The 25,040-nt window shown below is 66.5% G+C and carries 19 protein-coding genes; 13 read left to right on the forward strand and 6 right to left on the reverse strand.

The window, feature by feature from the left end; all coding sequences use genetic code 11:
• Nucleotides 1-390: 390 nt before the first annotated feature.
• The gene (locus tag HYG77_RS06800; RefSeq protein WP_159920810.1) at nucleotides 391-846 is read right to left on the reverse strand and encodes a tellurite resistance TerB family protein; all 456 of its coding nucleotides are present in this window, start codon (nucleotides 844-846) and stop codon (nucleotides 391-393) included.
• Nucleotides 847-906: 60 nt separating this feature from the next.
• Nucleotides 907-1,656: a DUF429 domain-containing protein gene (locus HYG77_RS06805; RefSeq protein ID WP_208962228.1), complete on the reverse strand. Its 750-nt coding sequence runs from the start codon at nucleotides 1,654-1,656 to the stop codon at nucleotides 907-909.
• A gap of 122 nt (nucleotides 1,657-1,778) precedes the next feature.
• On the opposite strand from HYG77_RS06805, the gene HYG77_RS06810 reads away from it, so the two are divergent.
• Nucleotides 1,779-2,168 carry a VOC family protein gene (locus HYG77_RS06810; RefSeq protein ID WP_109334954.1) on the forward strand — a complete coding sequence of 130 codons (390 nt, stop codon included), beginning with the start codon at nucleotides 1,779-1,781 and terminating at the stop codon, nucleotides 2,166-2,168.
• Nucleotides 2,169-2,212: 44 nt separating this feature from the next.
• A complete protein-coding gene (locus HYG77_RS06815; protein ID WP_208962229.1) occupies nucleotides 2,213-3,109 on the forward strand; it encodes a dienelactone hydrolase family protein in 897 nt (298 codons plus the stop codon).
• On the opposite strand, the gene HYG77_RS06820 is transcribed toward HYG77_RS06815, so the two are convergent.
• Nucleotides 3,067-3,699, reverse strand: coding sequence for a hypothetical protein (locus HYG77_RS06820; protein ID WP_208963305.1), 633 nt, complete (start codon nucleotides 3,697-3,699; stop codon nucleotides 3,067-3,069). The two genes, HYG77_RS06815 and HYG77_RS06820, sit on opposite strands and share 43 nt — an antisense overlap.
• A 115-nt stretch (nucleotides 3,700-3,814) precedes the next feature.
• Here HYG77_RS06820 and HYG77_RS06825 point away from each other — a divergent pair, with 115 nt between their 5' ends.
• From HYG77_RS06825 to HYG77_RS06870, 10 genes are all read left to right on the forward strand, one after another.
• Entirely contained in the window at nucleotides 3,815-5,197 is a 1,383-nt protein-coding gene (locus HYG77_RS06825) for a DUF2252 domain-containing protein (RefSeq protein ID WP_208962230.1), read from the forward strand.
• A 75-nt stretch (nucleotides 5,198-5,272) separates the two neighbouring features.
• A complete protein-coding gene (locus HYG77_RS06830) occupies nucleotides 5,273-6,481 on the forward strand; it encodes an enhanced intracellular survival protein Eis (RefSeq protein ID WP_208962231.1) in 1,209 nt (402 codons plus the stop codon).
• 205 nt (nucleotides 6,482-6,686) lie between these two features.
• A complete protein-coding gene (locus HYG77_RS06835; protein WP_208962232.1) occupies nucleotides 6,687-8,192 on the forward strand; it encodes an MFS transporter in 1,506 nt (501 codons plus the stop codon).
• A 99-nt stretch (nucleotides 8,193-8,291) separates the two neighbouring features.
• Complete coding sequence (locus tag HYG77_RS06840) at nucleotides 8,292-9,284, forward strand: isopenicillin N synthase family oxygenase (RefSeq protein ID WP_208962233.1); 993 nt, start codon at nucleotides 8,292-8,294, stop codon at nucleotides 9,282-9,284.
• On the forward strand, nucleotides 9,284-10,744 hold the full coding sequence (locus tag HYG77_RS06845) for a CYTH and CHAD domain-containing protein (protein WP_208962234.1): 1,461 nt from the start codon (nucleotides 9,284-9,286) through the stop codon (nucleotides 10,742-10,744). The genes HYG77_RS06840 and HYG77_RS06845 overlap by 1 nt, the downstream gene beginning before the upstream one ends.
• Nucleotides 10,745-10,934: 190 nt before the next feature.
• Nucleotides 10,935-12,311 (forward strand): dicarboxylate/amino acid:cation symporter, encoded by a 1,377-nt coding sequence (locus HYG77_RS06850; protein ID WP_208962235.1) that lies wholly within the window; start codon nucleotides 10,935-10,937, stop codon nucleotides 12,309-12,311.
• 44 nt (nucleotides 12,312-12,355) lie between these two features.
• Entirely contained in the window at nucleotides 12,356-12,751 is a 396-nt protein-coding gene (locus tag HYG77_RS06855) for a nitroreductase/quinone reductase family protein (protein WP_208962236.1), read from the forward strand.
• Nucleotides 12,752-13,124: 373 nt separating this feature from the next.
• Nucleotides 13,125-18,617 carry a glutamate synthase-related protein gene (locus tag HYG77_RS06860; protein ID WP_208962237.1) on the forward strand — a complete coding sequence of 1,831 codons (5,493 nt, stop codon included), beginning with the start codon at nucleotides 13,125-13,127 and terminating at the stop codon, nucleotides 18,615-18,617.
• Nucleotides 18,614-20,383, forward strand: a complete 1,770-nt coding sequence (locus HYG77_RS06865) for a sulfite reductase subunit alpha (protein ID WP_208962238.1) — start codon at nucleotides 18,614-18,616, stop codon at nucleotides 20,381-20,383. Before HYG77_RS06860 ends, HYG77_RS06865 begins: the two co-directional genes overlap by 4 nt.
• A gap of 37 nt (nucleotides 20,384-20,420) precedes the next feature.
• Nucleotides 20,421-20,870 (forward strand): flavodoxin domain-containing protein, encoded by a 450-nt coding sequence (locus tag HYG77_RS06870; protein WP_208962239.1) that lies wholly within the window; start codon nucleotides 20,421-20,423, stop codon nucleotides 20,868-20,870.
• A gap of 5 nt (nucleotides 20,871-20,875) precedes the next feature.
• Here HYG77_RS06870 and HYG77_RS06875 read toward each other — a convergent pair whose 3' ends face one another.
• From HYG77_RS06875 to HYG77_RS06885, 3 genes are read right to left on the reverse strand one after another with little or no spacing between them, the layout of a single operon-like run.
• Nucleotides 20,876-21,739 (reverse strand): PaaX family transcriptional regulator C-terminal domain-containing protein, encoded by an 864-nt coding sequence (locus HYG77_RS06875; RefSeq protein ID WP_208962240.1) that lies wholly within the window; start codon nucleotides 21,737-21,739, stop codon nucleotides 20,876-20,878.
• Entirely contained in the window at nucleotides 21,723-22,958 is a 1,236-nt protein-coding gene (locus HYG77_RS06880) for an aminotransferase class V-fold PLP-dependent enzyme (protein ID WP_208962241.1), read from the reverse strand. The genes HYG77_RS06875 and HYG77_RS06880 overlap by 17 nt, the downstream gene beginning before the upstream one ends.
• Nucleotides 22,955-23,809 carry a tryptophan 2,3-dioxygenase family protein gene (locus tag HYG77_RS06885; protein WP_208962242.1) on the reverse strand — a complete coding sequence of 285 codons (855 nt, stop codon included), beginning with the start codon at nucleotides 23,807-23,809 and terminating at the stop codon, nucleotides 22,955-22,957. Before HYG77_RS06885 ends, HYG77_RS06880 begins: the two co-directional genes overlap by 4 nt.
• 105 nt (nucleotides 23,810-23,914) lie before the next feature.
• Between HYG77_RS06885 and HYG77_RS06890 the strand changes: the two genes are divergently transcribed.
• Nucleotides 23,915-25,003, forward strand: coding sequence for an alpha/beta fold hydrolase (locus tag HYG77_RS06890; protein ID WP_208962243.1), 1,089 nt, complete (start codon nucleotides 23,915-23,917; stop codon nucleotides 25,001-25,003).
• Nucleotides 25,004-25,040: the final 37 nt, after the last annotated feature.

Genomic DNA, 25,040 nt, shown 5'->3' on the forward strand with positions numbered 1-25,040 from the left:
ACGACGCCGGAAAAGGTATGCCCGAAACCCGTCTGAAAGCCCACCGATGGGGTAAAACGGAATCAGACGCCCCGGTGCGTCCTGCTCCGGGGCAGGATGCAGAGAATGGAGGGCGGAGGGATGTTCGAAATCATTCGCGAAGTCCATTCCGAGGTGCAGCACCAGCGGGGACCGCGCCATCACCATCACCACCTGAGTCGGGCCGAGCTCACGGCAAAGGTCCTTCGGCATTGGTGCCGCTGACACCCGCCACCCGGATGAGCACGCCCCCGGCGTGGAGGTTCCGCTGCGCCGGGTGACGCCAACTTCTCGTGTCAGCCACTGTTCGATCATGGGATCGACGTCGCAGTCGGTGGCGCGCCACTTCGTAGGGGCGCGCCACCGTTTACGTCACAGTTCGAATTCCGCCGGAGCAATCCCGACGGCGAAACAGGCGTCGCGCACCACATTTCGCTCGTGCTGGTCGAAGTTGCCGTCCGCGCCGCCGATGACGATGCCGATCTGGATCACGGCCCGCGCCTGATCCTGCTTGGACTTCAGCTTCGCGATGGTGGCGGTGGCTTCGATCTTGCCGAACTCGAAGTCCGACTGCAGCTTGCTGCAGTACCACTCGAACTTCTGACGCAGCTCGTCCGAGGGAAAGACACTGAGCGCTTCGTTGCTGGTGATCAGCGTCGCGGTCTTCTGTCGTTCCGACGGGTCGATCGTGCCGTCAGCCGCGGCGATGAGTGCGCACATGGCCATGCTGGCGTTGGCGAACTCCTTGTTCTGGAACTGTGCCGTTTTCGTCTTGAGCTGGCCGTTCATTTCGAACGCCTTTGCCTTCAGCTGATCCCAGAAAGCCATGAGTCTCCTTTGTCCTCGCCACGCACTGTGCGTGTGCTGTCCACTTTGCCTGGTTTCGGTTCACGGCGTCGGCCGCAGCGACTGCAGGCTGCCCACGGGCACGTGGATCCAGCCCTCGCGGCGGGCGATCCTGCGGTCCGCGTCGTCGGGCATCTCGGTGAGTCCCACGGCCGCCGCGCGCGCGATCACAGCGGACAGGACGGCGTCGAGGGCGTCGTCCGAGGTGCGGCAGAGTGGTTCGTGCGCCCCGAGGTCCATCCACGGCGCCGAGGTGAGAAGGGTGTCGACCAACTCGCCCAGGGTCACCCGATTCGCGGACCGCTTGTAGCCGCGCGAGAGCAGTCCCCACCGCCGCAGGGCAGCGGCGGGATACACCTCCACGGCCCGGCCTTCGACGCGGTCGACGTCGGCGCCGAGGTCGCCGAGTTCGGCGAGAATCCCGGCGCAGCGCAGTGCCACGTGCGCGATGAGGTCAGCGGAGACACTGAGCGGTGCGATGCCGGTGGCAGCCTGGACGACGAGGTCGGTCCGACGTTTCGTCAGGGGTCGCCGGCCGGCGCGGTGTGACAGTTCTTCGGTGGCCGCCATCCTGCCGGCATGATGTGCGGACACCATCTGCACGAAGGCGTCGGGCCAGCCGAAAGGTGCATCGATTCCCGCCCGGTCGCTGTCGAGGATTGCGGCGGTGATGGCGTCGTTGCGTACGCCCAGCATCACCGATTCGACGCGGGCATCGCCTTCCGACCACTCGACGACCGCCATCGCCGTCCTGTTCGGTTCGGCGGCGAGATCGACGCCCACGGTGCGCATCGCCCCAGGCTAGCCGTCCCAGCCGAGTGGGCTCGAGTGGTTTCTGGGTGTGCCGGGTGCCCGAAGTCGATACTGTCGTATGGATCCGCGCACGAACTTTCGTCGGAGAAGGGATGCCACACATGTCCAGTTTCCCGGGCTTGGCCCACATCGCGATCACGGTCTCCGACCTGCCGACCAGCACCGCTTGGTACAGCGCGTTGTTCGATTCGGCACCGGTCCTCGACGAGGACGAGGAGTCGGGCACCTTCCATCACACCGTGTTCGCTCTGGACGGCGGGATGCTGTTCGGGTTACACGCGCACACCGGCGGCAGTTCCGGGAGCAGGTTCGACGAACGGCAGGTGGGGCTCGACCACGTGGCGTTCCAGTGTTCCGATCTGGTGGTGTGGCGGGATCGGCTCGACGCCCTCGGCATCGAGCACGGAGGCATCAAGACCGCCCACTACGGATCGGGTATCTCGTTCCGCGATCCCGACAACATCGCGCTGGAGTTCTTCGCACCGGCGTAGACGCGCGAAAATGCTCTGCAACGGCCGTTCGGACGAGGACGATCATGACGCCACTGCAACGCTATATAGCCGAGGAGATCGCGGTCGACCATGCCGACGGCCTCCTCACCCGACGGGAAGCCCTGCGAAGACTGGGCCTGATAGGCCTCGGTGTCGCTGCCGCCACCTCGCTCCTCGCCGCCTGCACCAACGACCCAGGCACGACCACGGCGAGCACCGCGTCCAGTGAGGCATCCCCACCACCCGGTGCGGCAGGCGCCGTCGCCACTGAATCGGTGACGCTACCCGGACCCGACGGACGAACCCTCCAAGGAGCCTGGGCGCCGGCGGACTCGCCCCGCGGAGCAGTACTCGTCATCCACGAGAACAAAGGGCTCACCGACCATATTCGTTCGGTCGCAGGTCGATTCGCACGGGAAGGGTACTCCGCTCTCGCCGTCGACTTGTTGTCGGAAGAGGGCGGCACCGCGTCCTTCACGGATCCCGCTCAGGCCACGGCGACACTGGCGAAGGTGCCGCCGGAACGCTTCGTGGCCGACATGAAGGCCGGCGCCGACGAACTCGAACGACGGGTGCCGAACAAGAAAACGGCCGCGGTCGGGTTCTGCTTCGGCGGCGGAATGGTGTGGCTACTTCTGGCCTCCGGTGAACCTCGACTCGCCGCCGCCGTCCCGTTCTACGGACCCCTGCCGGAGAACGCAGATTTTTCTGGTTCCCGGGCCGCCGTGCTGGCCATCTATGCAGAGCACGATGCCCGGGTGAACGCGAGCCGGGACGCCGCAGCCGCCGCATTGGCTCGTGCCGCACTGCCCCACGAGATCGTCACGGTTCCGGGTGCCGACCACGCCTTCTTCAACGACACCGGGCAACGCTACAACCCCGCGGCAGCGAGCGATGCCTACGACCGGGTACTCGACTGGTTCGACGAATACGTGCGGTGAGGCGGGCGCATCAACAGCGCGGCCACGAAGAAGCAGAGCGCGCCCACGAACGTTCCGAGATCTGCAGCCACAGGATCGGCCGGCATGTCCGTTCCCGGCAATATGAAGGAGCCGACGGCCGACACGCCGAACGCCACCGACCCGATCATGTTCAGCCAGGTGCTCCGCCAGTTGCGAGCTTGGGGATCCCACAATTTGTCGGTTTCAGTGGTGGCCACTACCGCCAGGCCACTGGCAACGAGGAAGGCGGTCGACCCGAACAGGTCCGGCCGCCACTGCCACGCTTCGTCCTGTTCGACCGTCAGGCCGTGGACGAGTGCCACCCCCGTGCTGAGGTTGAACAGAAGAGTGCCGGCGAACTGGATCAGCGCCGCCCACCAGTCGTAGCGCTCGACGCGTAAGGATTCGGCACCGGGCACCGGTCGCCCACTGAGTCGGAGCTGGATGTACGCGGCGGCAGTGAAGAACAGCGATCCGACGAAATACGTCGCATTGTCGATCTCCCGGCCGACAGCGTCCCCGTACACCTGCAGTGCCCCGAGCGCGAACAATACCGACCCGATCGCGAAACCCCACGATTCCCGGCGCATGACCGGTTCCCGACGTCGGAAGGTTCCGGCCTCACCCTGCGGCACGGTTGCCACACTTGCTCCGCATGCACCGGACCTTAGTCGAATGCCGAGTGCCTGGGATATGGTCACCATCGTGACGACCGACCGAGCGCGGGTCGACCTGCGAACGAGGGTCGAGGCGGACGACGTCGCTGCGCGCGGCAACGCACTGCGGGCATCCGTGCCGTCCAGCGCGCACGACCACGTCGCCGTCGGGACAGACCGGCCCGGAGTGCTCGAGTTCGTCGAGGCCACCAACGAGGGCAGGCTGACTTCTCTGCTGCCGCTACGGATCGGCCGGATGATCGCCTCCCCTTTCTCGTTCTTCCGAGGCGCTGCCGGTCTCATGGCAGCCGACCTCGCCGGTTCACCTGTCACCGGGTTGACGGCGCAACTGTGCGGCGACGCGCACGCCGCCAATTTCGGCCTGTACGGGACACCGGACGGGCAGATCGTGATGGATATCAACGACTTCGACGAGACGCTCCCGGGTCCGTGGGAGTGGGACCTCAAACGTCTCGCCGCGAGCCTGGTCCTCGCCGGACGCGAGGGCAGTGTGTCCGAGCGCGGCTGCATCGAGGCCGCCGAGGATGCCGTCACCTCGTATCGGCGCACCATCCGCGAGCTCGCCGAACAGCCATTCCTGCAGTCGTGGAACGCTCTCCCCGACAAGTCGGCGCTCGAACGGGCGAAAGCAGACGACTTGCTCGACGACTTCGACAAGGCCGCGCAGAAGGCCCGCCGCAACACCAGCGAGAAGGTGGCGGCCAAATGGACCGAGCACCTCGAAGACCACAGGACCGGGGCACGGCGACGGCGATTCGTGGAGAACCCGCCGGTTCTCACACGTGTCGAACAGGCAACTGCCGATGCCGTGATCGAAGGACTCGAACTTTATGTCGAATCACTGCGCGAGTCGCGCCGCAACCTGATCACCCGATTCGCCGTATCCGATGTCGCCTTCCGGATCGTCGGAACCGGGAGTGTGGGACTGCGCAGCTACATCGCCCTGCTGCAGGGCAACCGGGACGAGGCACTCGTCCTGCAGCTCAAGCAAGCGCGGCCGTCGGCACTGTCGCCGTACCTGCCTGTCAGCACGCCGAAACACGAAGGCAAGCGGATCGTGCACGGCGCCCGGCTGGTGCAGGCGGAGTCGGACATTCTCCTGGGCTGGACCACAATTGATGGCCTTCCCTACATCGTGCGGCAGTTCCGGAACCTCAAAGGCGACATCGATCCCACCGGTCTCGCGCAGGACCATCTCGACGACTACGGCCGCCTGGCCGGCGCCCTCCTCGCACGTGCACACACCCGTTCGCTCGATCCGCGGTTACTCGCCGGCTACTTCGCCGGCGACGAGGAACTGGACGAAGCGATCGGGCGGTACGCCGTCCGCTACGCCGATCGAACGGAAGCCGACCACGCGGTCCTGGTCGACGCGGTGCACTCGGGACGGATCGCCGCCGACCCGGCCTGAGCTGGTGCGCCGTCGTCGCTCACAGTCGGCTGAAATTCGCGTGCAGGGCAGAGTGTGGTGTGCCAGTGTCGGGGCATGACGACCACCACCGGCGGGATCACGATCAGGACGGCGACGGAGCAGGATTGGCCGAAGATCGTGCTGCTCAACGAAATCTGTTTCGCGACGCCGCAGACACCGGAGCTCACAGCCTTCTGGAAAGGACTGGTGGGCGCCGACCGTCCTGTCATCGCACTGGACGGTGCTGCCGTGGTGGGCGCAACCATGGACATTCCGATGACGGTCACGGTGCCCGGTGGTGCCGGCGTCGCGGCGGCCGGAATCACCGCGGTGACCGTTGCCCCCACACATCGCCGGCGGGGCATCCTGCGCGCGCTCTACACAGAACAACACGCGCGTATCCGGCGGTCGGGCGTGCCGCTGTCGATTCTGACCGCCAGCGAGGGCGGGATCTACGGCCGGTTCGGGTACGGTCCGACCACTGTCGAATCCACGGTCGGAATCGATCGCCGGTTCGCAGCACTACACCCGGATGTACCCGATCCCGGTGGTGTGCGCATGGTCCGCCCCATCGAGGCGCGTCCGTCGATCACCGAAATTTACGACCGGTGGCAGCGACGTACACCCGGCGCCCAGGTACGACCGGACAACGTGTGGGACCGAATTTTCGCCGACCCGGAGAGCGAGCGCGGCGGCGGTACGAGTCTGTTCGGACTGCTCCACGACGACGGGTACGTGCTTTACCGCTGCGTCTCCGGAGAGCACGGGACGACCGCGCGCGTCCAGGAGTTCCGCTCGGTCACCGACGACAGCCATATCGCCCTGTGGCGGGCCCTGCTCGGACTGGACCTCATCCGGCGGATCGAGGCCTCCGTTGTTCCCGACGATCCGCTGCCGTACCTGTTGACCGACAGCAGGCTGGTCCGTACGACCTCCCGTCACGACGAATTGTGGGTACGGATCATGGACGTTTCCGCCGCGCTCGAGGCTCGGGTATACCGGTGCGATCTCGACGTCGTGATGCAGGTCGACGATGGCTTCCTCGATGCCGGCGGCCGATTCGCGTTGCGCGTGCGGGACGGCCGCGCGGTGTGCACCCGCACCGAAGCGGACCCACAGGTGGTGCTCGCCCTGGACGTGCTGGGCAGCCTGTACCTCGGTGCGCACCACGCACGCGCGTTCGCCGCAGCGAACAGGTTGTGGGCCGTCGACTCGTCAACCCTCGACGCCCTGGACCTCGCCTTCGGTTCCGAATACTCCGCGCAGATGGGCTGGGGGTTCTAGACCCGTTCGCCTGCACGCTGTTCCGGTGAGCGGACGCAACGCGGTCAGTTCTTCCGCTGAGCGGTCACACCCATGGTGGGTACGTCCGTGGCCAAGTGTGATGTCGAACACGCACTTCTCACCCAATGGAGGGGTGGGTGCGGTCACCGACACACTGCACGCGCAATCCCGAACAGGGACCGTGTGGGTACCCGAGAGGACCCCGATGTTTGATCCTGCTACCACGTCCATCGACCTGCCCGGAGAGACACCGAACTGGTCGCCGCGGCTACTTTTCTCCCTGACCTCGATCATGCTGCTCCTGGAGATTCTCGCGGTCAGCTACATCATGATTTCGATGGCGGTTCCGGCGATTTCCCAGCACTACCACACTACGCAGGGCGCGTGGTTGCTCACCTCGTTCCTGCTGGTCGGCGCCGTCACCGGTCCCCTCCTCGGCAAGTCGGCCGACGTGTACGGAAAGCGCAAGATTCTGCTGGCGTGCACGTTCATTGCCGCACTCGGATCCTTTGTCTCCGCGGTCGCGCCCAGCTACGCGGTCTTGATCGTGGGCCGGTCGCTGTCCGGCGTGCTGATTCCCTGCATCTTCCTGAGCTACTCCCTGATCAGGGACATCTTCCCGCCGAAAACCGTCGCCCTGTCGGTCAGTGTCGCCACCAGCGGCATGGGCCTCATCGCCATCCCCGCACCGTTTCTCACCGGCTGGTTCCTCGACAATCACGGCTTCCGCAGCATCTTCTGGTTCTTCGTCGTCGGACTCGGCGTCGTCGGTGTGCTCATCCTGCTCAGCACGGACGAATCACCGGTACGTCTGCAGTCGAGAATGGACGTCCTCGGTGCGGTCCTCCTCGGCGGCGGCATCGCGGGCATTCTGATCGCGGTCAGCTTCGGACCGATCTGGGGTTGGTCGAACGCGTCGACGCTCGCGTTCCTTGCCGGCGGCGTTGCATTGGTAGCGGCCTGGCTCGTCTCCGCCCGGATCGTGCGGGAACCCCTCGTCGACCTCGACGTCCTCCGCAGGCGGCCGATCCTGCTGACGTCGATGGGCTCCGGGCTCGCGTACGGCTGCAGCGCGCTGTTCACTATCCTGCTCCCGATGATGGCCATGACTCCCGCGATCCTGGGGTTGGGTTACGGGTTCGGGGTCAGCGCCGAAGGATTCGCGATCTTTCAGGTTCCGTTGGGGGGGATGGTCGTGGTCGGCGGTATCGTCGTCGGCATCTTGGTCGGCAAGAACGTCCGACCCCGCCTGTTGATGATCGTGGGCCTGTTGTTCATGTCGGCCGGATTCCTGCTCACCGCCCAGATGCACGACTCCAAAGCGCTGCTTCTGATCTTCGCCGGCCTGACCGGCACAGGCATGGGGCTGGCCTACGCAGCGGTGCCGAACCTGCTGATCGAGGCCGTTCCGCCGCAACTGCAGGCCACCACGGCGAGCATCGTGAGCGTGACACAGAGCATCGTCGCCGCGGTCCTGCCGGTGGTCGCGTTCACGGTGATGAACAATTCGTACATCGCCCCGATCCCGCCGGAGGTGACGCAGGGCGCAATCCTGTACACCGACAGAGGATTCCAAGTCGCATTCCTGATCGGCGCCGTCGCGGCCGCCGTGGGAGCGATCCTCGCCGCGCTGATTCCCCGCAGGATCGATCAGGTCGACGCTCCCCCGGCAGTGATCGTCCACGAGGGCGAGCCAGTGCTGAATCGCTGATCACGGCCCTTCCTTCGCCGGGCGAATGTACCTTCGGACGCACTGGTCGCGTCGAACGGTACATTCGCCCGGAGTTCGCCACGGGGATACCGTGGAGAGGTGCTTCCCGTCATCGACCTCGCCGACCTGGACACCCCCGCCGGGCGTGAGCGGCTGCGGGAGATCACCCATCACGTCGGGTTCTTCTACCTCGACGGTCACGGCGTCGACCGCCGCCTCCTCGACGGGGTGTTCTCGGTCGCCCGGGAGTTCTTCGCGCTGCCCGAAGAGTCGAAGATGTCGATCGCCATGATCGACAGCCCGCATTTTCGCGGCTACAACCGGGTGGGCGGGGAACTGACCAACGGCGAGATCGACTGGCGTGAACAGATTGACATCGGGCCGGAACGGGACCCGGTTCCGGATGCGACCGACTACCTGCGGTTGCAGGGCCCGAACCAGTGGCCCGCAGCGCTACCCGCACTGAAATCCACAATCGAGCAGTTCGACGCGGCACTGGCCGAGGTCGGGATGCGTCTGCTCCGACACTGGGCGGCCTCCCTCGACGCCGATCCGGGCATCTTCGACGACGCCTTCGCCCACGCCCCGGCCACACTCATCAAAGTGGTGCGGTACCCGGCTCGGCCGAGCGACGATCACACCGGTGAGCAGGGCGTGGGCGCCCACAAGGACTCAGGCGTCCTCACCCTCCTGCTCCTCGAGCCCGGCTCGACGGGACTGCAGGTGGAGAGTGAGGACGGCAGCTGGATCGACGCTCCGGCGCGCACGGGCTCGTTCCTGGTCAACATCGGCGAACTACTCGAGGTGGCGACGGGTGGATATCTGCGGGCCACCCGACACCGGGTGCTCACACCGGCGGGGGCACCGGAGCGGCTGTCGGTGCCGTACTTCCTCAATCCTGCACTCGACGCGACAGTTCCGACGATTACCCTGCCCCCGCACCTGGCGTCGCGAGCCCGGGGAGTCGAACGGGACCCCGCCAACCCGTTGTACCGCACATACGGCGAGAACGCGTGGAAGAGCCGGACCCGCGCGCACCCCGACGTTTTCCGCCGCTGGTATCCGAAAGAGGCGGGGTGCAAACTGGACTGATGGCGGCGGAGCAGACAGAACGCGAAGACAAATACGACGTGAGCCTCGACTTCGTCGTACCGGCTCTCGGAGACCTGGTTCCCGACCAGGGCCGGGAAGACATCGACACCATCCGGCTCGACAGTGTCTACTTCGACACCGCCGACCGTGACCTTCTCCGTCATCATCTGACGCTTCGCCGCCGCTCGGGCGACGACGACCTCGGATGGCAGCTCAAGGTGCCTGCCGGCGACGCCCGCACCGAGGTCCGGCTTCCGCCCACAAGTGACGAGTCCGTCCCGGACGAGCTGGCGAACGCGGTGTCGGGTGTGGCGCTCGGCAAACCTCTCCTGCGAGTGGCCTCCCTCTCGACCGTCCGGCGGCGCCACCGTGTGGTCGACTCCGATGGCAACTCGCTGGCCGAACTGGCGGACGATTCGGTGCGCGCCACCGCAACCGCCCACAACGGTGGAGCCATTGCCAGTCAGTGGCGCGAAGTCGAGGTCGAAATCGGGGATCACGGGCAAGAACGACTGCTGCGCGACATCGGTGGCCGCCTCGTTCGGAGCGGGGCGCACACGTCGTCGTACGCATCGAAACTGGCCCGCGCGCTGGCACTCGAGCCGCACCGCGCGGACGACGATTCCGAGAACCCGGCACGGCGAGCACTCACCGACTATCTCGGCACCCAGATCGACGAAATCGTTGCGGGTGATGTGTGGCTGCGCCGCGGACTCGATCCGATACACGCCACCCGCGTGGCCATTCGCCGGTTCCGCAGTACTCTCCGCGTGTTCAAGGATCTGGTCGACCCGGATGCTCGGTCGAGGATCGAAGACGAACTCGTTTGGTACGCAGGACTACTCGGCGAGGTGCGCGATCGTCAGGTGCAACGGCACCGGCTCGGGGAATTGGTCGCCGGCCTGCCCGCCGAGCTGGTCATGGGTCCCGTCGCCGCACGAATCGAACAGGACCTGCTGGGGGAACAGCAGCGTTGCCTGACCGTCGTCATGTCCGCTCTCGACGACGCGCGCTACCGCAATCTTCTCGTGACGCTCGCGCAATGGCGTACGGCCCCCCCCTTGACCATCGAACGCGGCGCCGGCCCGAAAGTGATCGCGAAGGCTGTCAAGCGGGCCGGGCGCAAGGCGCGGAAACGACTCACTGCCGCTGTGGCCGATTCCGACGCGACGGAGTTGCACCGCGCCCGGAAAGCGGCCAAACGCGCCAGGTACGCGGCCGAGCTGGCCACACCACTGCTCGGCGGAAAAGCAGAGAAGAAGGTGTCCGAGTTCAAGCATGTCCAGAAGGTGCTCGGTGAGCACCAGGACAGCGTGCTCGCCGCCGACAACCTTCGCGCTCTCGGAGCGCGCGCCGGAGTTACGGAGGGCGAGAACGGGTTTACCTTCGGCCTGCTGTACGCACTCGAACTCGAGAATGCCCGGCAAGCCCGCGCGGACGCCGCCCATCTCATGAAGTGATCGAGTCGGCGAGTACAGTCACTTCGGTGTTGTTCCTGACTTCTCGACGCTACGTCGACCTCCGAATGCAGGCGAGCGCCATCTGTCCGCGCCCGCTCTGACGGACCCTTCTCACACCTCTCAGGAACCTTCCCCGCCGCATCCCGCCTTACCAGGCATCGGCTGACGGCTTCATGCGAAAGGCACACCCATGCCCAGTTCCGCGCTGTCCACGCGCGCCGAGAACACCTCTCGGCGCCTACCGAAATGGGCCGGCTCGTTCGGCCCGCAGATCGTCGCCGGCCTCGTCGTCGGCGTCATCCTCGGGCTCGTCGCCCGAAGCCTCCCCGCGGCCGCCGACGGCAATGAGAACTGGCTCGTCGGCACCGTCCACACCATCGGCACGAGCTACGTCAAACTCCTCACCGTTGCGGTCATCCCGCTGGTGTTCACGGCCATCGTCAGTTCCATCGCCAACTTACGGGAAGTGGCCAACGCCGCCCGGCTGGCGGTGCAGACCCTTCTGTGGTTCGCGATCACCGCATTCATCGCGGTGGTCATCGGAATTGTCGTCGGGCTTCTCACGCAGCCCGGTGCACATACGACGGTGTCCGGCGAAGGCAAGGAGCCGGCGACCACCGGATCGTGGTGGGCGTTCGTCACCGGCTTGGTGCCCAGCAACTTCCTGGGCCTGGGCGCGAAAACGACTGTCACCGAAGGCGTCGCGAGCACGTCACTGAGCTTCAACGTCCTGCAACTGCTGGTCGTGGCCGCCGCCATCGGTATCGCCGCGCTGAAGGTCGGGGCCAAGGCGGAACCGTTCCTGCAGTTCAATGCGTCACTGCTGGCGATCGTGCAGAAGGTGCTGTGGTGGATCATCCGCCTTGCTCCGATCGGCACCGCCGCACTGATCGCCAATGCGGTGGCCACCTACGGCTGGGATGCCATCGGCTCGCTCGGCTGGTTCACCGCAGCCGTCTACATCGGGCTGGCGCTGGTGTTCTTCGTCGTCTACCCGGTGCTGATACGTGCGCACGGGCTGTCGGTGCGCGCCTTCTACTCCGGCGTGTGGCCCGCCACCCAGCTCGGGTTCGTCTCCCGGTCGTCGATCGGCACACTCCCCCTCACCGAGCGCGTCACCGAACGCAACCTCGGCGTTCCCCGCGAGTACGCGTCGTTCGCGGTCCCTCTGGGAGCAACCACCAAGATGGACGGCTGCGCCGCCGTGTACCCCGCCATCGCCGCGATCTTCGTTGCCGAGTTCTATGGGGTGCCGCTGTCCGTCACCGACTATCTGCTGATCGTGGTGGTGTCGGTAATCGGGTCGGCGGCCACCGCAGGCACCACCGGTGCCACGGTCATGCTGACGCTGACCCTGTCGACGCTGGGACTGCCCCTCGCCGGAGTGGGCCTCCTGCTCGCCGTCGAACCGATCGTCGACATGGGCCGCACCGCGGTGAACGTCACCGGTCAAGCACTCGTCCCGACGATCGTCGCCAAGCGTGAGGGCATCCTCGACGAGGCCCGGTACAACGCCGAACGGACCGGCGACCCGTTCCAGGACGACGACGCGGTCGCAGCGTCGTAGCCAAACGCTCGACGAGAGCCTTCCCCACGTGGAAGGCTCTCGTCATGGCCGACCTCGACGCGATCAAACGACGGATCGTCATGCAATTCCAGCGGCACGTCGCCAACCCGCTCTCCACGCGACTGTCGAGCCAGACGCTCCTCGAGACCACCGGCCGCGTCAGCGGACAGCCCCGCGTCACGCCCATCGGTGGCCGACAACAGGGCACCGAATTCTGGCTGGTGTCCGAGTTCGGTGAGCGTTCTCATTACATCCGCAACATCCGCGCGAACAACGCCGTGCGGCTGCGACTGCACGGCACCTGGCACACCGGCACCGCGACGATGCTACCCGACGACGACGCCGTCGCCCGGCTGGCGCAGCTCCCGCGGCTCAACAGCGCGGCGGTCCGGGCGGTCGGCACCGACCTCCTGACCGTGCGGATCGATCTCACCGACTGAGATGCGATCACATCCGCCCACGGAATAGTCATCCGCACCCGCACAAGCGTCGGCACCCGACCAAAGTCCGTGTATTCACGAGTCGGCCCAGCGTCCTGGCCAGGTGTGACATTCGCAACTAGGCGTTCTGCCTGCACGCCTGAAGCGGATTTGCCAGTGCTCCGCGGCTGGGAAACGAGCCGCTTGCAGTAGGGACTTAGCCTCCGCTAATCTGCGGTTTCGCGTGGACTCGTCAGGGTCCGCACCACAGACAACGACGTCTGCCTCACCGGCGTATCGGTTCGGGGCCGGTTCTCCGCCGTGATCCTCTCGCCGACGCCACCCGTGTGCTGCACGGACCCCATTTCGGCGAGTATCGCGAGGAGACAGTCGGTTGAAGACGAGTGCCAGTGAGTTCGGCCTGTACGACAGGACGCTCGACAAGAGCAGCTGCGGCGTGGGCTTCATCACCCGCAAGGATGGCGTGCAGACCCCGGAAATTCTCACCCTGGGCAACGAGGCCCTGTGTGCTGTTCCTCACCGTGGTGGCATGTCGGCCGAGGGCGTCGGCGACGGGGCCGGAATCTGTGTCGACCTCTCGGTGCCCTTCTTCCGCGCCCTCACCGGGCGGGGTGAGCTGGAAGCCGGCCGCTTCGGTGTCGGCAACTTCTTCCTCCCCACCGACGTCGCGTTCCACGCCGACGCCGAGGCCGTCATCGAGCAAGCACTCGCCGCGCAGGGCTTCGAGGTGCTGCTCGAACGTGACGTCCCCGTCGACGTCACTGTCCTGCGTCCGGCCGCGATCAAGTACCAGCTGCCCATTCGGCAGTGGGTGTTCACCGCTCCCGAGGCGTGCACGGACGGGGTCGAGTTCGACCGCCGCATCCACGACGCCCTGCTCGCCATCGAGGCCGTCGCCTACACCCAGCCCGACCTCGCCGGGATGTACCCGCTCTCGCTCAGCGCCCGCACCCAGGTGCTCAAGGGTCGCCTCAATTCGCACGAGGTGATCCCGTACTTCTGCGACCTGGTCGATCCGGCGCACGCCGTTCACACCCTCTTCTTCCACACCCGGTTCTCCACGAACACCGACCCGCACCCGACGATGGCGCAGCCGTTCCGGCTCATGGCGCACAACGGCGAACTCAACACCGACAAGAAGAACCGCCTCTCCGAGACGGCCGTGGCCCGTGCCCGGAACCGGGAGATCGTGCGTCCCCACGGCCAGTCGGACAGCTGCCGTCTAGATCAGACGCTGCAGAGCCGGGTCGTCGAGGACGGTCTCGACCTCGTCACCGCAGTGGTGTCGATGATGCCCCCCGCATGGGAGAACGACACGAACCTCTCTCCCGAGGTGCGGGCGATGCTCGAGTACTTCTCTCTCTACGAGGAGAAGAACGACGGCCCGGCCGCGGTCATCTTCGGGAACGGCACCGTGGTCGGAGCGCGTCTCGACCGGTTGGGGTTGCGTCCGCTGCGCAGCGTGGAGACCGACGACTACCTCTGCGTCACCTCGGAGGCCGGCCAGATCGACTTCGACCCCGAGACGGTGCGTCACCGCGGCCGCATCGAGGCGGGCGGCATGCTGTACTTCGACCACCGCGAGGGCCGCGCATACTCCTCCGACGAGGCGCTCGAGCTGCTGGCAGCACGGCACGATTACCGCGCCCTCGTCGCCGAGGCGCGCCGCACGATCGACGCCCTGCCCGAGGTGGAGGCCGAGCCCGGCCCACTGCGTTACAACGGCGACCTGGAACGCCATCAGCGGTACGTCGCGTACTCGCACAACCAGGAAAGCTTCAAGTTCATGATGGACCCGATGCTGGCTTCGGGTCAGGAGAAGATCTCCGCGATGGGCTACGGCAACGCCATCAACGCACTGTCCGATCAGGAAGGCGGTGTGGCCAAGTACTTTTCGCAGCGTTTCGCGCAGGTCACCAACCCGTCACTGGACAGCATCCGGGAGTCGGACGGCATGACTCTGCGAGTCGCGCTGGGCGCCAAGCTGCACAGTGGTGCGGAGTCTGCCCCGCAGATCGTGGTGCCGTCGCCGATCCTCACTCATCTGGACATGCTGCGGATCCGCAAGCAGACCGACACACCGGTGCAGCGTTTCCCGATGCTGTACAGCCCTGTTCCCGGCGACGCCGCTGCAAACGCGGCCGCGCTCGAGGCGGCGGTGGACGGGTTGTGCGACGAGGTGGAGGCATTCGCCCGAGAGCGCGGCGGCATCGCCATCCTCACGGACCGGCACGTCGCCACCGACCGCGCGGCCCTGCCGATGATCATCGCGATTTCGGCCGTCAATCAGCGGCTGATCGAGGCGGGCCTGCGCCTGCGGGTGTCGGTGGTGGCCGAGAGCGGACAGATTTCGTCCTCGCACCACGTCGCCGCTGCCCTGGGGTTCGGCGCCGCCGCGATCTACCCCCTCGCCGTCCGGTTGCGGGCCGAGGAGAAGTTCGCGGACAGCGCGGACGAGGCGTTCACGCGCTTCGCCAAGGCGGCCGAGAAGTCGTTGATGAAGACGATGGGCCGGGTGGGTCTGTGCACCGCCGAAAGCTATATCGGCGGCGAGTTCTTCGAACCCAACTACCTCGACACCGACGACCCGGTTCTGCGCCGCTTCTTCGCGAACGTCAAGACGCCCGTGGGCGGCGTGGGATTCGCCGTGATCGCCCAGGCCGTCGCCGACTGGCACGCAAAAGCGTCGACCGTCACCGGGGAGAAGGACGTCCCCCTACTCGGCCTCTTCAAGGAACGCGCCGAAGGTGCCGGGCACTCGTACGGCACGGCTGCCGTGCGCGGTTTCGTCGACCTCACCGAGGAGCCGATCGCCTTCGACACGGCCGGCACCCAGGACCACACCGAGTCCCTGCGCCTGCTTCCCCTGAACCGGCTCGAGGACGCGTTCGGTCTCGACGACGACGCCTACCGCAACGCCGGCTTCCACAAGCTCACCCCCGAGGCGATCGACGGGTTCGAAATCACCCCCGGCTACCGGGCATTCGTCCGGACCATGGCCGAGGAGCGCACCCGTCGCCCCGCCGCGCTGCGGGACGTCCTCGACCTGCCCGCCGACGTCACATTCCTCACCACCGCGCAGGAGTTCCGCCGGCAGATGGGCCGGTTCTCCCGTAAGGGCAACAACAGTTTCGCGGTCCGTGGGCTCGCCTCCGAGCAGGTCGGGGACGACGAGTTCCGCCTGCGGCTCACCGGCCCGCACGCCGGTGACCCCACTGTGCTTGCCGCACTCGGCGAGTCACTGGTCCTGCGGTTCGGCGACCACCTGTGCGAGCACCGGATCGATGGTGACGCCCTGCTGGTACGGGCGTCCGGTGAGGCACTGCGATGCCTGGCCCTGCTGCGCCCCGCACCGCCCAGCATCCCGCTCGCCACGGTCCAGAGGGCCAGTGAGATCACGCCGTTCCTCACCTCCGGGGCCATGAGCCACGGCGCTTTGAACTCCAATGCGCACGAGGCTGTCGCGCACGGCACCAACATGGTCGGCGGAATGTCGAACAGCGGTGAGGGCGGCGAGCACATCTCCCGCTACGGCACCATCCGCGGTTCGCGGATCAAGCAGTTCGCTTCGGGCCGGTTCGGTGTGTGGGCCGGCTACCTGGCTGATCCCATGCTCGAAGAGCTGGAGATCAAGATCGCGCAGGGCGCCAAGCCCGGTGAGGGCGGGCAGCTTCCCGCCCCCAAGGTGACCGTCGAGATCGCGGCCGCGCGCGGCGGCACCCCCGGCGTCGAGCTCGTCTCCCCGCCCCCGCACCACGACACCTACTCGATCGAGGATCTGGCTCAGCTGATCCACGACTGCAAAGCCGCACGCGTCCGTGTGATCGTCAAGCTGGTGTCGTCGGAGGGCATCGGCACCATTGCGGTCGGTGTCGCGAAGGCGGGCGCAGATGTCATCAACGTCGCCGGCAACACCGGCGGCACCGGCGCCGCTGCGGTCACCAGCCTCAAGTACGCGGGGCGCTCCGCCGAGATCGGCGTGGCCGAGGTTCACCAGGCGCTGTGCGCCAACGGCTTACGGCAGAAGGTAATGCTCCGGTGTTCCGGCGCACACCAGACGGCGAGCGACGTGGTGAAGTCTGCGCTCCTCGGGGCCGACAGCTTCGAGTTCGGGACCACCGCGCTGATGATGCTCAAGTGCGTCATGGCCAAGAACTGCAACGTCAAATGCCCCGCCGGCCTCACCACCAACCCGGAACTGTTCGACGGTGACCCGCGGGCGATGGCGCAGTACCTGCTCAACATCGCCCACGAGACGCGGGAGGTGCTCGCCGAACTGGGCATGACCTCGCTGCGAGAGGCTCGCGGCCGGTCCGACCTGCTGCACCTGCTCGATCACCCGTCGAGCGTCGGCCAGCTCGACCTGCGGGCGATGCTCGCTGTAGTCGACGAGGTCACGATCGGCGATCCCGTATACCTCGAGAAGGACTACACGCTCGACGACGGCTGGCTCGTCCAGTTGCGGGCTGCCCTGGTCGAGCAGGGCGAGCGCACCGTCGAACTCGGTGACGGTGTACGGCTGAGCAACCGCAACAAGAGCGTCGGCGCACAGTTGGCCGTCGACATCGAGCGCATGCTCAATCACGAACTGACCGAACAGGATCTGCCGGCGGTACTGCGTGACGAGCGCGGTCGCGGCTACCTGCGCGAGGGCAGTGTCCGGATCGCCACCTCCGGGTCCGCCGGTCTGTCGTACGGTGCGTTCTGCAACGACGGCATGTCTCTGGTCCACACCGGCACCGCCAACGACGGTGTCGGCAAGGGGGCGTGTGGCGGCAGCATCGTCGTCCGCTCCCCCGGCGGCGGGTCGACCGCAGCCGGCGGCAACGTCCTGATCGGCAACTTCGCGTTGTTCGGGGCCACCGGCGGACGCCTGTTCGTCGAGGGTCAGGCCGGTGACCGCTTCGCCGTCCGCAACTCGGGCGCCACCGCAGTGGTGGAGGGCGTCGGCGACTTCGCGTGCGAGTACATGACCAACGGCGCGGTGCTCAACCTCGGCGGGTTCGGCAAGGGTGTCGGCAACGGCATGAGCGGTGGGTTCGTCTACCAGTACGACCCCGAGGGCAAGCTCGCCGGCAAAGCCAGTGCCGATTCCATCCTGCTCGGTTCGATCACCGGTGACGACGAGCACGCGGCACTGCACCACCAGGCTGTGCACCTGCTGCTCGGCTGGCACCTCGAGGCCACCGGGTCCGCGAAGGCGGCCTGGCTTCTCGAGAACTGGGAGACCGAACAGCACCACTTCGTGTACGGCATGCCGCGTGCGCTGCTGCAGTACCAGGACAGCGACGAGATTCTGAAAGCCAAGTCGCGCAAGGACTTGGCCGACGAACTCGCGGCCGCGCTGGTGGCCCACCAGGTGCGCAAGTTCAAGCTGGACTACCGCGACGGACGCGCAGTTCTGGGCGGCGCCGTTCCCGGCTACGGCGAGGCCGACACCGAGGCCATGTTCGCGCTGCTCAACAACTACACGGTGCTCAATGCCGCGCAGGAAATGGCGCTGTCGAAGCTGCCCGGCGCCACCGACCCATCCGATCCGGCGGTCGACAAGGCCGTGCGCAATCTGCTGCTCACCGAGGACTTCTTCCTGATGCAGCGGCTGCAGCGGTACGCCCGCGAAGCCCTGAAGGATTACAGCGACGAGGACCTGGCAGTGATGGTGGCGGCCAAGCGCCTCGCCGACTACAAGGACGCCCTGCGCAAACGCAACGTCCGGTCCATCGACGCGCCCGGCACGTACGGCTGGATCCTGCACCAGGATGCGAAGAACGTCGACAAGATCGGCCGGCTGCCCGGCTTCGAGGAACTGTTCGCTCAGCACGCTCTGCCCGACCTGATCCCCACGAAGGACGCTGTTCCCTCATGAAAATGCCGTACATCCCCCAGGACGCGCCGTTCAGCGACGATCAGCGCGTGTGGCTCACCGGCTTCCTGGCCGGAATGAGCTCGCGTCTCGCGGTCGGCAGCAGCTCCGCCGCACCCGCCGCCTCCGGTGGGCAACTCCCCGCTGTCCACGTGCTGTACGGCAGCCAGACCGGCAATGCCGAGGGCGTCGCGGAAGATGCTGCCGCCGCGGCACGTTCGCACGGCTTCGCCCCGGTGGTCAGTGCACTCGACGACGTCGAGGTCGACGCCCTGGCGTCGATGCAGCGTGTTCTCGTCGTCACCTCCACCTACGGTGAGGGCGAGATGCCCGACAACGCGGAACTGTTCTGGCAGGCACTGTCGGCCGAGACCGCGCCTCGTCTCGAGGCCACGGACTTCGCGGTGCTCGCACTCGGCGACACCGGCTACGACGGGTACTGTCAGGCCGGCAAGATGATCGACACCCGGCTCGAGCAGCTCGGCGCCCGCCGCGTCACTCCGCGCGTCGACTGCGACGTCGACTACGAGGACGCCGCTGCCGCATGGGTGGCAGAAACGTTGCCGTTGTTGGCGGCAGTCGAGGGCATTCGCGGGGAGTCGCCGGTCGCCGATGTCGCGGCGCCGGACGCGAAGCCCGCGCGTAAGCGTTCGCAGTGGAATCGCAAGAACCCCTATGTGTCCACGCTGGCCGTCAATCGGAGACTGTCGGGTGACGGGTCCGCGAAGGAGATCCGGCACTACGAGTTCGCGCTCGCCGACAGCGGTCTCGAGTACGAGGCCGGCGACGCCCTGGGTGTGATGCCGGTCAACGATCCGCGGCTCGTGGACGCTCTGGTGTCGCGGCTCGGCATTCCCGCCGACGCCGCCGTCACCGGCAAGGAACGCCCGTTCAGCGATCTGCTGATGCACAGCTACGAAATCTCCACGCCGTCCCACGAGTTCCTCGACGAGATCGAGAAGCGGGCCGGAAACGACGAACTGACTCACGTTCTCCGGCACGGCGACAAGGAGGCGCTCGACGCGTGGCTGTGGGGTAAGGACGTCCTCGATCTGCTCCTCCTCGCTCCTGCGTTGTCGATGACCGCCGACGAGTTCGTGGGCGTGCTCAAGCCGTTGCAGCACCGCGCGTACTCCATCTCGTCGAGTCCCCTCGCCGACCCGGGCAGCGTGCACCTCACCGTGGCCAGCGTCCGGCACACCTCCGCGGGGCGCGACCGCGGCGGTGTGTGCTCGACCTACCTGGCCGACCGCGTCGCCGAGGGCGGTACCGGTGGAATCTTCGTGTCGAAGAACAAGTCGTTCCGCGTGCCCGCCGACGATCACGCGCCGATGATCATGGTGGGCCCCGGAACCGGGATCGCACCGTTCCGCGCGTTTCTGCAGGAACGCCGGGCGCGGGGCGCGGTAGGGCGCAACTGGCTGTTCTTCGGCGACCAGCACCGCGCGTCCGACTACATCTACGAGGACGAGATCGGCGCCATGAGCGACAGCGGTCTGCTCACCCGCCTGGACCTGGCCTTCTCCCGCGACCAGGCCGAGAAAGTGTATGTCCAGAACCGGATGCTCGAAAACGGCAAGGAGCTCTTTGCCTGGCTCGAGGACGGCGGCCACTTCTACGTGTGTGGCGACGCCACCCGCATGGCGAAGGACGTCGACCGCGCGCTGCACCATGTGATCGCCACCCACGGCGGTCTCTCGGCCGAGGACGCGTCGGAGTACGTCAACAAGCTCAAGAAAGACAAGCGCTACCTACGCGACGTGTACTGAGCACGGCCGCACCGACTTACGAGGAGAAGCAAGAACCATGGCAGTGGTGATTCTGTACGGTAGCGAGGGCGGTACCGCCGAACTGGTTGCCGATCATCTCGCCGACGTGCTCGGCGCCTACGACGACACGTCCCTGTACGACATGATGGAGTACGACGCCGGTGATCTCGACCCGGAGAACTTCCACGTCATCGTGTGCTCCACCTACGGTGAGGGTGAATTGCCCACCGGCGCTGAACCTTTCTTCGAGGGACTCGACGAGGACGAACCGGACCTGAACGGATTGCGCTTCGCGCTCTTCGGCCTCGGCGACAAGGTCTACGAAGACACCTACAACCGGGGCGGCGAAATACTCGCCGAAAAGCTCGTCTCCCTCGGCGCCGTCCAGGTGGGCGAACACGGCCGGCACGACGGCTCGAGCAGCATCCGCCCCAAGGACCAGGCCGAGGAATGGGCCAAGATCATCGGTGAGGAATTTCTGGGATAGCCGCCTCACGCCGGAAGTCGGGACTGGATGCTGCGCACCCACTCTCGGCTTCCGGTGAGGTAGCGGTCCCGCGCCGACGCGAACAGGCGAACACTGTCGGAGCCGGGCCAGTCGTCGGGCAACATTTCGGCAGGCAGGCCCGGGTCGATGTACGGGATGATCCGCCATTCGTCGAGCAGCGGAGCGAAACGAACGAAGGCCTCGCGCGGTGAAACCTGCTCTGTCGTCGACAGAGCGGCGCGGTGATGGGTCAGGAAGGCCCGGTGGCGAGCAGCGATGCCGTCGAGATCCCACCACCTCGCTGCCGCGTCCGCTTTCGAGTCGGGCACAAACATCGACGTCGAAACGAAGGTGGTCACATACGCGGACAGGCCCAGCGCGTCGACGATGTCCCCCACCTCCTCCGCGAGATATTCGGGGGCAATCCACAGACCCGGTGACACCGTTCCGCACCCGATCCACCCGAGCCGCCTGCGCAACTGGTGTCGCGCTGCCCGTTGCGTTTCGGGAATGGTGAACGAGATCAGACGCCAGGGGTCGCCTTCCGCCATCTGACGGAAGCCGAAGATCCGCGGATCGCCGCGGCTGAACATCGCCTCCGCCTGCTCGGTCACCTCGTACCCGTTCCGCCCGTCGCAGACGCGGGCCCGCAGCACCCCCCTCTTCTTCAAGCGAGTCACTGCGATGCGCGTCGATTCGGACGGGATGCCCACGGCCTGCATCAATCCGACGAAGTCGGCGATCGCCACCCACCCGCCGAGGTCGCGCACGTACGCGCCGAGGACGGTTCGGATCAGCGACGTCGCGCTGCCGGGTCGCGAATCGAAGTCGTCGAGGATCGCGCTTGCCGGTTCAGGCGGTGAGTTCATCACGGATCGCCAGTACTCCGGCGCACACCTCGGAGAAGCTCGTGCTCAGAGGGCTGAGGCCCAGACGCAACCCGTGGGGGGCACGAAAGTCGGGGAAGACCCCCTTACGCCACAGCGTCTCGATGACGGCCTCGAATCGCGGGTGATCGATGATCACGTGACCACCCCGCTCAGCAGAATCCCCCGGTGATCCGATCTCCACGCCCAGCGGAAACAGCAACGTTCGCACGAGCTCGAGCGCATACTCCGTCAGTGCCACCGACTTGGCCCGGATGGCCGCCATACCGACCTCGTCGATCAGTGCGAGAGTGTCCTGCATCGCGAGCATGCCGAGGACCGACGGCGTTCCGCTGATCACCCGACGGATGCCGGGAGCCGGTTCGTAGCCCTGGGCCATCGCGAACGGGTTGTCGCGACCCATCCAACCCCAGATCGGCTGCACGAATTTCCCCTGGTGCTCGGCTCGGACGTACGCGAACGCGGGTGACCCAGGCCCGCCGTTGAGGTACTTGTAGGTGCACCCGACCGCCAGATCCACACCCCAGCTGTCGAGCTCGAGTGGGACCGACCCCACCGAGTGACACAGGTCGAGCAGCAGTAGTGCGCCCGCCTCACGAGTCACGCGTGCGGCCCCGGCGGCGTCCACCAGGTAACCCGAGCGGTATGCGACATGACTGAGAACGACGAGCGCCGTGCGTTCCGATACGACGGATTTCAGGTCGTCGAGGCTGACGCCACCGCGCCGATCCGACTCGATCCACCGCAACGTGAGGCCGAGTTCTCCGGCAATGGACTCCAGCACGTACCGGTCCGTCGGGAAGTTGTCGCGGTCCACGACGATCTCGGTGCGCCCCGGCCGCAACGCGAGGGCGCCGCGGGCAAGCTTGTACAGCAGGACCGTCGTCGAATCACCGATGGTCGTCTGCCCACGGGCCGCTCCGAGCGCAACCCGCGCGAGGGTGTCGCCGATGGTGATAGGGAGTTCGAACCACTCCTCGTCCCAGCCGCGAATCAGCCGGCCACCCCACGCCCCGGTGACGAAGGAGTTGATCCGCTCGGCACTCGCCCGAGTGGGCCGTCCGAGCGAGTTGCCGTCGAGGTACGCCACCACCGCAGGATCATCGGCGCCGATGAACAGGTCACGGTAGGAACGCAGCGGGTCCGCAGCGTCGAGGTGCTCGGCGCGGACGGTCAGCACACCGGTAGACGTGGTCATCATCGTCCGATCTCGGTGCGCACGGCCAGCAGTTCCGGGAAGAATGTCAACTCCAGTGCCTTCTGCAGAAATCCCACCCCGCTCGATCCTCCGGTCCCGGATTTCATGCCGATGGTGCGCAGCACCGTGCGCATGTGCCGAAAGCGCCACAGTTGGAAGTTCTCTTCGAGATCGACGAACTCCTCGAACGCCTCATAGACGGCCCAGTGGTCGTCGTGGTTCTCGTAGACGAACTTGATCAGGGGCATCAAATCCTCGTTGAGCGTGTAGGCGGCGGTCACATCGCGGTTCAGCGCGGATGCCGGCACGTCGTACCCCAGCCGCGACAGGCACTGCCAGAACGCGTCGTAGAGACTGGGCTCGGCGAGGAGCCGCCCCAGCAGATCGTGGGCGGCAGGATCCGCTTCGAACACCTTCAGCATTCCCGCGTTCTTGTTGCCGAGCACGAACTCGACGGCGCGGTACTGGTACGACTGGAACCCGGACGAATTGCCGAGGAACTGGCGGAACTCGGAGTACTCCGTGGGCGTCAGCGTGGCGAGGACCGACCACTGTTCGGTCAGCGTCTTCTGGATGTGCTTCACGCGCGCCACACACTTGAGCGCCTTACCGATGTCGTCGTCGTCGAAAGAGGCGCGCGCCGCGAGGGTTTCGTGGAGGACGAGCTTCAGCCAGAGTTCGGTGGTCTGGTGCTGGATGATGAACAGCAGTTCGTCGTGGTGCTCCGGGCGGCTCACCGGCTTCTGCGCGCTCAACAGGGTGTCGAGGTCCAGATACGAGCCATAGCTCATGCGCTCGCTGAAGTCGGTGACGATGTCTTTCTCGATGGCTCTGGTGTTGGCCTGCACGCCCATGACTGTCCTCACTGCTGGTGTTCGAGTACCGGGCCCTCGCCCTTCATATTACATAATCGTGGCGGCCGCTAGGCAGATGTCACTATCGGAAAGTACGGTGGATTCGTGAATGCACCCAGTCGCCGAGTCGATGTCGTGTTCGCCCCCGGGGTCGTGGCACACCGCGGAACCGTGGAAGAGCTCCTACACCGGGCGCTGAGTGCGCGCGGGCTGACCGGCGACTTGACGTTCACCACGGACAGCGCTGAGCTGGAGTGGGCCACGCTTTCGGCGGCGGGGCGAGACGAGTTCATCGTCGTGCCCGGTACCGGGAAATCCTTCACACCCCCGAAAGGCGGCGTGATCCGCGTCGACTTCGGTGACTGCGACGCCGATCGCTCGGCGGGCGTCCGCGCCCACATACGCGGCAGAGGACTCGACGGCCTGCGGTACGCCGTCGACAGCTGGTACCACCACCGCTTCCAACCCGGGACGATGGTCCGGTACGGAAGCCACCCGGATCAACGCGCCGAACTCCGAATCCCGGACGGAAACGGCCCCTTCCCCGCCGTCGCACTCATCCACGGCGGGTTCTGGCGCACACGGTGGGAGTTCGACCTGATGGATGCCCTCGCGGTCGATCTGACCGCCCGCGGGTATGTCACGTGGAACGTCGAGTATCGACGGAACGCCGAACATCGCTGGGCGGACATGTCGTCCGATGTCGCCGCCGCCGTTGCGGCCGTATCGACTCTTCCGGGTGTGGACCCGGGCCGCCTCGTCGTACTCGGCCACTCGGCCGGTGCTCAGCTCGCGCTTCGCGCCGCCGCCGATGCGCCAGCAGTTCCCCTCGCGCTCGCCGTCAGCCTCGCCGGTGTCCTGAATCTGCGGCTCGCGGACGATCGCCACCTCAGCGAAGGCGCCGTGGCGATGGCCGTCGGCAATCACTGGTCCGAGGACCGCGAGACGTACGAGGCGTCGTCGCCGATCGACCGACTCCCCCTCGGCATCCCGCAGGTGGTCGCCTGCGCCCTCCAGGACGAACCGGACATACTGGAAATGAGCAGGGAGTACTCCGCGGCCGCCGCGGCGACCACCGATGACGTCGCCATGATCGAGGGGCCCGGCGATCACTTCGCCGTCATCGATCCGACAAGCCGGATCTGGCACACCATCGTCGAGGCGATCGACGCACGGATGCTCCCCGGCGCGTAGAAGCCCGCGTCCGCACAGTCGATCCCCGGCACCGCAC

It is taken from the genome of Rhodococcus sp. ZPP (assembly GCF_017656075.1).
Taxonomy (GTDB): domain Bacteria; phylum Actinomycetota; class Actinomycetes; order Mycobacteriales; family Mycobacteriaceae; genus Rhodococcus_F; species Rhodococcus_F oxybenzonivorans.

Bases quoted from the DNA above. Each gene is read 5' to 3' on its own strand.
- HYG77_RS06815 (WP_208962229.1), top strand. From the start codon at position 2,213: ATGACGCCACTGCAACGCTATATAGCCGAGGAGATCGCGGTCGACCAT.
- HYG77_RS06850 (WP_208962235.1), top strand. From the start codon at position 10,935: ATGCCCAGTTCCGCGCTGTCCACGCGCGCCGAGAACACCTCTCGGCGC.
- HYG77_RS06830 (WP_208962231.1), top strand. From the start codon at position 5,273: ATGACGACCACCACCGGCGGGATCACGATCAGGACGGCGACGGAGCAG.
- HYG77_RS06855 (WP_208962236.1), top strand. From the start codon at position 12,356: ATGGCCGACCTCGACGCGATCAAACGACGGATCGTCATGCAATTCCAG.
- HYG77_RS06835 (WP_208962232.1), top strand. From the start codon at position 6,687: ATGTTTGATCCTGCTACCACGTCCATCGACCTGCCCGGAGAGACACCG.
- HYG77_RS06880 (WP_208962241.1), bottom strand. From the start codon at position 22,958: ATGATGACCACGTCTACCGGTGTGCTGACCGTCCGCGCCGAGCACCTC.
- HYG77_RS06885 (WP_208962242.1), bottom strand. From the start codon at position 23,809: ATGGGCGTGCAGGCCAACACCAGAGCCATCGAGAAAGACATCGTCACC.
- HYG77_RS06820 (WP_208963305.1), bottom strand. From the start codon at position 3,699: ATGCGCCGGGAATCGTGGGGTTTCGCGATCGGGTCGGTATTGTTCGCG.
- HYG77_RS06870 (WP_208962239.1), top strand. From the start codon at position 20,421: ATGGCAGTGGTGATTCTGTACGGTAGCGAGGGCGGTACCGCCGAACTG.
- HYG77_RS06810 (WP_109334954.1), top strand. From the start codon at position 1,779: ATGTCCAGTTTCCCGGGCTTGGCCCACATCGCGATCACGGTCTCCGAC.
- HYG77_RS06800 (WP_159920810.1), bottom strand. From the start codon at position 846: ATGGCTTTCTGGGATCAGCTGAAGGCAAAGGCGTTCGAAATGAACGGC.
- HYG77_RS06865 (WP_208962238.1), top strand. From the start codon at position 18,614: ATGAAAATGCCGTACATCCCCCAGGACGCGCCGTTCAGCGACGATCAG.
- HYG77_RS06845 (WP_208962234.1), top strand. From the start codon at position 9,284: ATGGCGGCGGAGCAGACAGAACGCGAAGACAAATACGACGTGAGCCTC.
- HYG77_RS06875 (WP_208962240.1), bottom strand. From the start codon at position 21,739: ATGAACTCACCGCCTGAACCGGCAAGCGCGATCCTCGACGACTTCGAT.
- HYG77_RS06805 (WP_208962228.1), bottom strand. From the start codon at position 1,656: ATGCGCACCGTGGGCGTCGATCTCGCCGCCGAACCGAACAGGACGGCG.